General features: G+C 34.4%; 1 tRNA gene. It reads right to left on the minus strand.

From position 1 onward, the window contains the following. Positions 1–263: 263 nt before the first annotated feature. Positions 264–337, minus strand: a tRNA-Asp gene (locus QQK25_RS24790). Positions 338–340: the final 3 nt, after the last annotated feature.

Genomic DNA, 340 nt, shown 5'->3' on the forward strand with positions numbered 1-340 from the left:
CCTCGGGTCTCATTTTAAATACCATTTCTTTTTTTTGTATCCTTTCCATTCTTTCGTCTTCCTTATAGAATTCTTATCTACTATATCTACACTATACTATTATTACTTAGTATTATATAGATAATAGAAGTGAATATCTATTATGAAGTATTATCTAAGCCATCTTCATTGTTCACAAAATAGTAGAAGTGAAATAAAAAATAAGGAATATTTCAATCAATATTTGGAAATAGATAAATGCATGAATTCATCAGATCCTAGGTCGGGACTGACGGGGCTCGAACCCGCAGCTTCCGCCTTGACAGGGCGGTGCTCTAACCAATTGAACTACAATCCCGGG

This window comes from Zoogloea oryzae (assembly GCF_030161255.1).
GTDB lineage: Bacteria > Pseudomonadota > Gammaproteobacteria > Burkholderiales > Rhodocyclaceae > Zoogloea > Zoogloea oryzae.